The 10184-nt window shown below is 42.4% G+C and carries 10 protein-coding genes and 1 tRNA gene; 2 read left to right on the top strand and 9 right to left on the bottom strand.

Annotation, left to right across the window (positions count from 1 at the left end; all coding sequences use genetic code 11):
- Positions 1-261: 261 nt before the first annotated feature.
- The 4 genes from eno to gap all read right to left on the bottom strand — a co-directional run bounded on the left by eno (position 262) and on the right by gap (position 4452).
- Positions 262-1233, bottom strand: coding sequence for a phosphopyruvate hydratase (eno, locus tag ACEYV4_RS07670; protein ID WP_373842742.1), 972 nt, complete (start codon positions 1231-1233; stop codon positions 262-264).
- Between the two features lie 88 nt (positions 1234-1321).
- Positions 1322-2074, bottom strand: a complete 753-nt coding sequence (tpiA, locus tag ACEYV4_RS07665; RefSeq protein WP_373842741.1) for a triose-phosphate isomerase — start codon at positions 2072-2074, stop codon at positions 1322-1324.
- A gap of 68 nt (positions 2075-2142) precedes the next feature.
- Positions 2143-3351: a phosphoglycerate kinase gene (pgk, locus tag ACEYV4_RS07660; RefSeq protein WP_373842740.1), complete on the bottom strand. Its 1209-nt coding sequence runs from the start codon at positions 3349-3351 to the stop codon at positions 2143-2145.
- Between the two features lie 87 nt (positions 3352-3438).
- Positions 3439-4452 carry a type I glyceraldehyde-3-phosphate dehydrogenase gene (gene gap, locus ACEYV4_RS07655; RefSeq protein WP_373842739.1) on the bottom strand — a complete coding sequence of 338 codons (1014 nt, stop codon included), beginning with the start codon at positions 4450-4452 and terminating at the stop codon, positions 3439-3441.
- Between the two features lie 304 nt (positions 4453-4756).
- Between gap and ACEYV4_RS07650 the strand changes: the two genes are divergently transcribed.
- Positions 4757-4828: transfer RNA gene (locus ACEYV4_RS07650), tRNA-Arg, on the top strand.
- 108 nt (positions 4829-4936) lie between these two features.
- Here ACEYV4_RS07650 and ACEYV4_RS07645 read toward each other — a convergent pair.
- The gene (locus tag ACEYV4_RS07645) at positions 4937-5068 is read right to left on the bottom strand and encodes a hypothetical protein (RefSeq protein ID WP_263851300.1); all 132 of its coding nucleotides are present in this window, start codon (positions 5066-5068) and stop codon (positions 4937-4939) included.
- Positions 5069-5684: 616 nt separating this feature from the next.
- On the opposite strand from ACEYV4_RS07645, the gene clpP reads away from it, so the two are divergent.
- Positions 5685-6278 carry an ATP-dependent Clp endopeptidase proteolytic subunit ClpP gene (gene clpP, locus ACEYV4_RS07640; protein WP_373842738.1) on the top strand — a complete coding sequence of 198 codons (594 nt, stop codon included), beginning with the start codon at positions 5685-5687 and terminating at the stop codon, positions 6276-6278.
- A gap of 109 nt (positions 6279-6387) precedes the next feature.
- Here clpP and whiA read toward each other — a convergent pair whose 3' ends face one another.
- The 4 genes from whiA to ACEYV4_RS07620 form a co-directional block, all read right to left on the bottom strand.
- Positions 6388-7323: a DNA-binding protein WhiA gene (gene whiA, locus ACEYV4_RS07635; RefSeq protein ID WP_373842737.1), complete on the bottom strand. Its 936-nt coding sequence runs from the start codon at positions 7321-7323 to the stop codon at positions 6388-6390.
- A gap of 11 nt (positions 7324-7334) precedes the next feature.
- Positions 7335-8321, bottom strand: coding sequence for a uridine diphosphate-N-acetylglucosamine-binding protein YvcK (gene yvcK, locus ACEYV4_RS07630; protein WP_373842736.1), 987 nt, complete (start codon positions 8319-8321; stop codon positions 7335-7337).
- 16 nt (positions 8322-8337) lie between these two features.
- Entirely contained in the window at positions 8338-9207 is an 870-nt protein-coding gene (gene rapZ / locus ACEYV4_RS07625) for an RNase adapter RapZ (RefSeq protein ID WP_373842735.1), read from the bottom strand.
- Between the two features lie 64 nt (positions 9208-9271).
- Positions 9272-9781 carry a DUF523 domain-containing protein gene (locus ACEYV4_RS07620; RefSeq protein WP_373842734.1) on the bottom strand — a complete coding sequence of 170 codons (510 nt, stop codon included), beginning with the start codon at positions 9779-9781 and terminating at the stop codon, positions 9272-9274.
- Between the last annotated feature and the right edge of the window lie 403 nt (positions 9782-10184).

The following is a 10184-nucleotide window of genomic DNA, read 5'->3' as shown; positions in this document are numbered from 1 at the left end:
TAAAAAATATGCATATCAACAAATGTATCAGCAACATTATCGCCAATAGCAATTAATTTCATTAGGTGCACACCTTTTATATTTTGATTTTTTACAATAGCATTAAACATTCCTTCAACGGGAATACATGCACACGATTGTCATTTTCTTTTAGTTTCTTTATTAGGTTTTCATCAATGTCTTCAGATAGCTGCCAATATTGATTAACATCTATACCAATATTTTTTAAAAAGGCAGCCCTTTTCTGTTGATCATCCATCATCAATGTACGTTGTTTAACGTAAGCAGTTTGATACCCATTTGCTGAAGAATACCATCTTGGGATAACTCATGCGCTACCTTTAATGCCGTGTTTTCATCAATTGGGTCTTCAACAGAAACAATTGGGTACTTAGCAATAATGCCGGATAAGTACTTGATCCATTCGTCGGTGCTGTATTCTTCACCAGTGGACCAACGAAGCTTGTACTTCTTAGTATCGTTGTCCCACAGTTCTGAAGCAGCCACATCAAAGGCAATGGCGATATCCTTGCCTGGCTTGTAACCAGCATCCTTAATAGCCTTGATCAGGTATTCGAATGGTTCAGCATTGTTAGCAAAGTCAGGAGCAAATCCACCTTCGTCACCAACAGAAGTGACCTTGCCAGCATTTTCCAGTTCCTTCTTTAGGGCGTGGAAAGTTTCAGATCCCCAACGAATAGCTTCACGAACAGTTGGTGCACCAACTGGCATAATCATGAATTCCTGGAAGTCAACCTTGTTATCAGAGTGAGCACCACCATTGATAACATTCATCATTGGAGTTGGCATAACGTGGGCATTAAAGCCACCCAAGTAGTTGTACAACGGAACCTGCAGTTCATCAGCAGCAGCACGGGCAGCAGCTAATGATACGGCTAAGATAGCGTTAGCACCAAGCTTACCCTTATTAGGGGTACCATCTAACTTAATCATGGCCTTGTCGATGGCAATCTGGTCAGTAACTTCCATGCCAACAACTTCCTTAGAAATAATGTTGTTAACATTGGAAACAGCCTTCAGAACACCCTTGCCGCCGAAACGCTTTGGATCACCATCACGTAATTCAACAGCTTCGTGTTCACCAGTTGAAGCACCTGAAGGAACAATTCCACGGCCAACACCGCCAGCTTCAGTATAAACTTCGGCTTCAACGGTTGGGTTACCACGTGAATCAAGAACTTCACGCGCAATAATATCTGTAATAAGTGACATTTGATGAATCTCTCCTCTGTCTTATATTTGGATACATTCCACTTTAATATTGTATTATTTTGCACAACTAAAAACAAGCTTTTCGCCACTAATGATTGACGATTTGTAAAAAGGATTGCGGATCCAGGCTGGCTTCACCTACTAAAGCACCATCAATATCCGGCTTAGCCATTAACGCACTAACGTTTTTAGTCGTAACACTACCTCCGTAAAGGATTCGCATTTGGTTAGCCAGGGGTTCACCATACATATCAGAAATTGTCTGTCGAATGAGGTAACACCCCTCTTCCGCCTGAGATGGGTCAGCACTCTGACCGGTTCCAATCGCCCAATTTGGTTCATAAGCAATTGTGACTTTGGCGACTTCAGATTCACTAAGGTCTTTCACATCGGCAAGAATGCGGTTAACAACCCAGTGAATCTTCTGATCATAGGCAACCCGCCGCCCCATTGTGTCATCACAGCAAACAATGGGACACAAGCCGTTACGTAAGGCGGCCTTTACTTTTTTATTGATCAGTTCATCAGTTTCATGAAAATAGTTCCGTCGCTCAGAATGACCAAGGATAACGTGATGAATGCCCGCTGCATAAAGTGCCTTGGGACTAATCTCACCGGTAAAGGCACCTTGGTCTTTATAATAGCAATTTTCTGCCATTACCTTCAGGGGGGAACCAGCAGCTGCTTGAATCATTGGCACCAATGAAAGTGCTGGAGCAGCAAGCGCGGTTTCTTGTTGGTCAGCTGGTGGTAATTGATCCTTAATTTGTTTAACAAAGTCCACCGCCTCAGCCACTGTCTTATTCATTTTCCAGTTTCCGGCAATCATTGGGACTCGCATTAAAATCCCCTCCTTTAAAAAAGAGCGAAACAAACCAATCGGTAAGTTCCGCTCTCGTTATTTTATAATTACTTATCAGAAATTGCAGCAATTCCAGGTAAAGTCTTACCTTCAAGGTAGGTCAATGAAGCACCACCACCAGTGGAAATGTGGGTTAGCTTGTCAGCAACGCCTAATTGCTTGACAGCAGCGGTGGAATCACCACCACCGACAATTGTTGTAGCATTGTCTAAGGTACCAAGGAATTTACCAATTTCAAGGGTGCCCTTAGCAAAGTTAGGCTTTTCAAAGACACCCATTGGGCCGTTCCAAACAACCGTCTTGGCATCCTTCAGGACCTTTTCAAATTCAGCAATAGTCTTTGGACCAATGTCTAGGGCCATCCAGCCATCGTCAATGTCACCCTCAACAACCTTAGTGTTGGCATCATTGTCAAACTTGTCAGCAACTACGTTATCGATTGGCAGCACAATCTTATCGCCGGCCTTGTCAAGGATTTCCTTGGCAACATCAATCTTGTCCTTTTCAACTAAGGAATCACCGGTCTTAATACCCTTGGCAGCGTAGAAGGTATAAGCCATTCCACCACCAATGATGATCTTATCAGCCTTGTCTAATAAGTGGTCAATAACACCAATCTTGTCGGAAACCTTAGCACCACCCAAGATGGCAACAAATGGCCGCTTTGGATTGTCAACCGCGTCGCCTAAGAACTTGATTTCCTTTTGCATCAAGAAACCAGCGGCAGCCTTACCAGGCATATTAGTAGCAATTCCAACGTTAGAAGCATGCTTCCGGTGGGCAGTACCAAAGGCATCGTTGACGTAAACATCACCAAGAGAAGCCCAGTACTTACCTAATTCTGGATCGTTGCCAGATTCACGCTTAACGTACTTGCCATCCTTAACATCCTCGTAACGAGTGTTTTGAACTAACAAGACGTCACCATCGTTCATGTTGTTGATGGCATCTTCCAATTGTTTACCTTCCGTAACTGGAACAAAGGTTACTGGCTTATTCAGCAAGTTAGACAGACGTTCAGCAACTGGCTTTAAGGTCTTAGCTGGCTTGTCCTCTTCCTTCTTAATTCGGCCCAGGTGTGAGAACAGGATTGCCTTACCATTGTGTTCAATAACGTACTTGATTGTTGGCAATGCGGCCACGATCCGGTTATCATCGCCGACTTTTCCGTCATCAGTAATCGGAACATTGAAGTCTACCCGCATTAATACCTTTTTGCCTTCAATTGGCAAGTCTTCAACAGTTAACTTAGCCATGGATTATATTTCCTCCTTCTCTGTTAAGAAAAAGGTGGTTGGAGTCTCCTCCTCCCACCTTTCGTTAAGCTTATTTAAGCAATTAGATTACAGATTTGCAAAGTGGAGCAGAGTCCGAATCATGTTGCAGGTGAAGCCGTTTTCGTTGTCGTACCAAGCAACGGTCTTAACTAATTGAGTACCGTCTTCAGCTTCCATGATTTGGGTCTGAGATGGGTCAAATACTGAACCATAAGTAGAACCAATGATGTCAGATGAAACGATTGGATCTTCAGTGTAACCGTATGCTGGGTTGTTTTCAGCAGCCTTCTTCATAGCAGCATTAACTTCGTCAACCGTAACCTTCTTGTTCATAACAGTAACCAGTTCAGTTAATGAGCCAGTAGGAACAGCAACACGTTGTGCGTGGCCAGAAAGCTTACCATTCAGTTCAGGAATAACCAGGCCAATAGCCTTAGCAGCACCTGAAGAGTGAGGAATAGTGTTTACAGCGGCAGCACGGTTGTTACGGAACTTCTTACCACGTGGTTGGTCCAGAACAGCTTGTGAACCAGTGTAAGCGTGGACAGTAGTCATGGTACCAACCTTGATACCGAAGTTCTTGTTCAGCCAGTATGCCATTGGTGCCAGGCAACTAGTGGTGCATGAACCAGCAGAAACGATCTTGTCGTCAGCCTTCAGAGTGTCAAGGTTAACACCAGGAACAACAGTTGGAATGTTGCCAGCAGGTGCAGAAATCAGAACACGCTTTGCACCAGCGTCAAGGTGAGCTTGTGACTTTTCTGCAGAGGTGTAGAAACCAGTACATTCAAGGACAAAGTCAACACCGTCGTTCTTTACCCAAGGAATGTTACGTGCGTCACGTTCTGCATATACAGGGTATTCCTTACCATCAACAACGATACCCTTGTCATTTGATGAAACTTCAGCATCAAAACGACCCTGGGTTGAATCATACTTCAGTAGGTAAGCCAACATTTCTGGTGAAGTCAAGTCGTTGATAGCAACAACTTCAATGTCATCAGTGTTGAGTTCGTGAATACGACGGAATGCCAAACGACCAATACGGCCGAAACCATTAATACCAATCTTTACAGTCATACTGCAATTTCCTCCTTTAGGAAAAACATAGTTAGCGTGCATGCTTAGCTAATCACATTTGGATATAAGAACAAATTATTCTAAAATACCAAAACCTAATGATCAAATTTAAGCGATACACAAACCTTACGCTTCTTATAATACTCACCTTCTGGCCAAAAGTCTATCCAATCACCTCAGAAATTTCGACTTTTCTTGTGAAAACGTTATCTTGATTAAAAAGTTTAAATAATAGTTGCATTCTATTAAAAAGTAGGATATCATAATAAATGTTGATTGATTCAACATAATAAAAGATTGATTTGCGCCCTTAGTGTAATGGATCGCACGTGAGATTCCGGTTCTCGAGATCCGGGTTCGACTCCCGGGGGGCGCATTTCTTATTGGCGTTATAGCTTAGAGCTGTAACGCCTTTTATGTTATTTAAACAATAATAAAATAAGGACCAGAAACCTTAAATTCCTAGTCCTTATTCAATAATAAATTACTTTTCGTCTGCTGGCTTTTCCTTAGCCCACTTACGAATAGCTTCAATCTTCTTTTCTTTTAATGCTCGCTTATACTTAGGAGCAACTGGGCGACGGCCTTGTACGCCGTATGGGTGTGCTTTACGCATAAGTCTATGCCTCCTTTGATATCAAACGTAAATTAATTAACGTTCCAATTATACCGGGCCACGTTTTAAAAAGCAAGTTTTGATTCATTCTTAAAGAAAAAAACTAAATTTATTTTACTATTTTACTCATTTTGTTAAGCGCTTCCAATCCTTACCTACCAGTCATTGTGTCAACCTGACTAGACCAATTAATTGTAATCGTTGATAAATAGGCGCTTGCAGCCTATACCAATTCGTGATACTATCTTTGATGTAGAGAGCTACTAATTAAACAAGCAAATAAAACTATTAAAATTTAACTACGCTCACATGGAGGTAATTATTATGACTGACACAAGCAAATTAAACGTATTTAAGACTGCTGCTGATTGGAAAGAGCTTGACCAAGAAAGTGCCGCTGCTGAATTAGACATGGTCAGCAAGGACGTTAATGAAAAGTAATTTATAAACTATACAATGATCTAACTACCAGCTCCGGATAATCCGGGGCTTTTTGTTTATTTACAATTTTTTAAGTTAAACTATTTGACCTTTTCTGACCAATCGGTTATAGTATTAATATCCGTTAGCAATTGATACTAACGTGTGCTAATTATTAAATCAAGGAGGCCACACTATGAACTTAGTTCCAACTGTCGTTGAGCAGTCATCACGTGGTGAACGTGCTTATGACATCTACTCACGGCTTCTGAAGGACCGAATTATTATGCTTTCTGGTCCGATTAACGATGACATGGCTAATTCCATCGTTGCGCAATTGCTGTTCTTAGATGCGCAAGATTCAACTAAAGATATTTACTTATACATTAACTCACCTGGTGGCATTGTCACCTCTGGCATGGCGATCTACGATACAATGAACTTCATCAAGTCTGATGTTCAAACAATCGTTATCGGTATGGCTGCTTCTATGGCCAGTGTCTTGGTATCATCTGGTACCAAGGGCAAGCGATTTGGTCTGCCACACTCCCAGGTATTGATTCACCAGCCATCTGGTGGTGCCCAGGGTCAGCAAACCGAAATTGAAATTGCTGCTACAGAGATTCTGAAGACCCGGAAGATGCTAAATGGTATCCTTGCCAAGAACTCGGGACAATCTCTGGAACGTATCCAAAAAGACACCGAGCGTGACCATTACTTCACTGCTCAAGAAGCCGTGGATTACGGTCTGCTCGATGGGGTCATGGAAAACAATTCCAAATTAAAGTAACTTAAAGTTAAAGTGTCGACACATTACTCATTGTGTCGGCACTTTTTCATTTTCTCAAAGATACTAAAACGGTGGTGGCAAAACAATTGTCATCACCGTTTTTTTAATATTATGCTTTAGCAGTCCGCAATTCATCGGCGTAAGCATTGATTTTACGTAGCCGGTGATTAACTCCCGACTTAGAAATTGGGCCATCTGGTACCAATTCACCAAGTTCTTTTAAGCTGACCTCCTGATGAGCCAACCGGGTTTCAGCAATCTCACGCAACTTATCAGGCAAGCTACCTAACCCCACTCGCGAATCAATGAGGCGAATATTCTCAATCTGCCGAGTTGAAGCATTAGCAATTTTGTTCAAATTAGCATTTTCACAGTTAACCAAACGATTAACTGAATTGCGCATGTCCCTGACAATTCGGACATTCTCAAATTGAAGCATTGAATTGGTTGCCCCGATCAATGACATAAAATTAGCAATCTTCTCGGCTTCTTTTAAATAAACGATAAAGCCACTCCGGCGTGCGGTTGTTTGGGCGTTCAGGCCAAATTTGTTCATCATTTGAGCAATCATCTCATTATGCTCCTCATAGAGAGAATAGATTTCCAAGTGATAACGCGATGTTTTCGGATTATTAACCGAACCGCCCGCCAAAAAGGCTCCTCGTAGGTAGGAACGAACCATCCATTCGTCCTTAAGCAATTCCAGTGGTACCCGTTCTTTAATCTGAAGATTTTGCAAAATCCCTAAGTCATCAAGGATGTGTTTAGCTGAATAATGAAGTCGAACAATGTACTGGTTATTTTTCTTTAACTTCATTTTGCGTCGTACAACGATTTCACTCTCAACATGATAAAACTGTTTAAGCAGTGAATAAATTCGCCGGGCAATCGCCGGATTCTCGGTTTGAATATTAAGGACCAAGCCATCCCGGCCAATGCCAATGCTGCCGTTCATCCGGATTAAAGCCATCAACTCCGCCTTAGCATTATTTAAATGGACTTTAATGCTTGTTAACTCTTTTTTGACTTCACTCGCGTACGACACAAAATTACCCCCTAATCATGGACTTGGTGAAGACGATTAATTAATTCAGCCACCACCAGGTCACGGTCATGAAAGGCCCCATTATCTTTGAGGCGCAAAAAATTAGAACTGATTACCCGACAACCTTGGTTACGTAAACCTTGAAAATCATGACCAACAGGTTGGGAAATTTCATTCCACTCCTGAAAATCAATGTAGTTTTTCGGTACTGGTCGAATATTGACTAGGACTGTATCAATAAAGTGCTTCCCAAGGTGACGATTGAGCACCCGAACGTGGTCGGCATCGGTAAAGTGATCAGTTTCACCCTTCTGCGTCATGATATTACAAATATAAACAACCTCGGCTTTGCTATCACAGACCGCCTGGCCAACTTCTTTAATCATTAAATTTGGCAAGATACTAGTAAAGAGACTGCCGGGACCCAGAACAATTTGGTCGGCTTCTTTGATTGCCTGAATCACTTCAGGAACCGGGTGAGCTTCGTGACCATCACTATCATGAGTTGGTGTAACCCAAACCCGTTTAATCTGCTTGTGAGCCGCGGTAATCTCAGACTCACCACTGAGCTTGGTGCCATCCATAAATTCAGCATTTAGCGTTAGTGGCTCATTAGCAACCGGATAAATATGGCCATGGATCTTCATCATTTGGGAAAGCTCCTGAACGGCAGTAAAAATTCCGCCCTTCATTTCAGAAAGAGCTGAAATAATCAGGTTACCAATCGCGTGACCGGCAAAGAATTGGTCACTACTCTTAAAACGATATTGGAAAACATCCAGTTCCAATTGTGGCAATTCGGATAAAGCGACCAGACCATTACGGATATCACCAGGCGGTACCACGTTAATGTAATTACGTAGGATTCCCGATGATCCGCCATCATCAGCAACCGTTACTACGGCAGTAACATCGACATCTTTGTCACGTAAGCCGCGTAAAATCACTGGCAACCCGGTTCCGCCACCGATCACGACAATCTTTGGTTTGCGAAACATTTTAAATTCTTCCTTCCTACTGCGCCTTAGCTACGTCACGATGGTAAAGGTTAACCTGATAACCAGCATCCTTAAGACTAGCCGCCAGCCGATTAGCAATAGTAACTGAACGATGCTGTCCTCCGGTACAACCGATTGCAATGGTCAGACTACTCTTTTCCTCCTTGATATAACCAGGCAAGGCACTTTTAAGCAAGGAAATTAGGTGCTGATAGAAATCTTGAGCAGTTTTACTCTTCATTACGTAATCCTGGACCGCTTGATCGTTTCCGGTCTTATGTTTCAATTCTGGAACATAAAATGGGTTCGGCAGGAAACGAACGTCCATCACGATATCAGCATCCAGTGGCAAGCCATACTTAAAGCCAAAGGACATCACTTCGATATAGAAGTTGCTACCCTCACCATGACTAAAGAGCTTATTAATCCGCAACTTGAGGTTCCGTGGCGTCAAGTTCGTCGTATCAATAATTACGTCAGCACGGCTCTTTAATTCGGTTAAGAGTTTACGCTCTAGCTCCACACCATCCAAGATTCGTCCTTGGGGAGCCAATGGGTGAGCCCGTCTGGTTTCCTTATAACGTGAAATTAAAGTAACGTTGTTTGCGTCTAAAAATAAAAGCCGGACCGTCAAATCCGTGCGCTTTCGTAACTTTAACAAGCTTGGCAATACTTGTTCATGAAAGCCCCGTGAGCGTAAGTCCATCACCATGGCGAGCTTATCAAATTCTCCCGAATCTTTGATTACGTCAACGAATTTCTCCGCCAGGCTCGGCAGCATATTATCAATCACAAAATAGCCAAGGTCTTCAAAGCTGTGCACTGCCACAGTCTTGCCAGCCCCGCTCATTCCCGTAATGATTACTACCTGCATTTTATCAGCCATTTAATTCCCTCTCTTCCTTATCAGGACTACCCAAGTATTGTACCACATCAAGCCGGGTGTGTCCTTATTTTCTACCCAGTTCAAGTAACGGCCAAATTGATGTATCTACCCAGGGACGTACCCGCTCCAAACTTAATTCTTCATCACCAAAGACTTGAATACCATGTTGCCTTAAGAGGGCGGCTGCCACGCCCAGTCCAACAATCTTGTGACCAGAAAAGCTACCGTCATAAACTAAGTGGGTTCCACACGCCGGACTCTTTTGTTTAAGAAAAGCTACCTGAACCTGGTGACGACGGGCAATGCCAAGGGCCAATTGTGCTCCCTGAAGATATTGTCTAGTAACGTCAATTCCTCGACGATTAACAACTTTAGCACGACCGGCAATAACGTCAGTACCATCCCCACCCTGAATTTCAGCCGGTTCACGTGGAGTGCTCATCCCGCCCATCACCTCAGGACAAACCGTAATTGCCTGCCCAAGAGCTACTAACCGAGCCGCAAGTTCATTCCGGGCATTACCGCCATCATAACGCACATTGAAGCCTGCCAAACAAGCACTTAATAAGATCATATAATCATCCTTTTATTTAATCTTTGCTCTTAGTATATTACATCTTCATTTCCAACAAGCTAAGACAGTATCTACCGGATTTTCAATTTCTTATTCTTAAGAGCTTTAGCCACAAAAATTCATAATAAAAAAAGCAATTCATGTCAAAAACAAGACATAAATTGCTTGATAAAGTTTATCCTATTTTTATTTAATGTCACTAGCGAAAGAATTATTAATAACGGCGTTTCTCTAAGCCAGCTAAACCAAACATTGCTAAAATAGCAGCTGTTCCAAGGCCAGCTACAGCAGCTCCATTTTCATTAGTTCATTAAATCAGCACAAATTTCTTTCATAGTAAAAAATTCAATTGCTGGATGGGGAGTAAAGTATTCCTCTTTATCAAGTAAAGACTTCTTGCCAC

This window comes from Limosilactobacillus sp. (genome assembly GCF_041859915.1).
Lineage (GTDB): Bacteria > Bacillota > Bacilli > Lactobacillales > Lactobacillaceae > Limosilactobacillus.
This window is presented reverse-complemented; position numbering and strand designations above follow the sequence as displayed.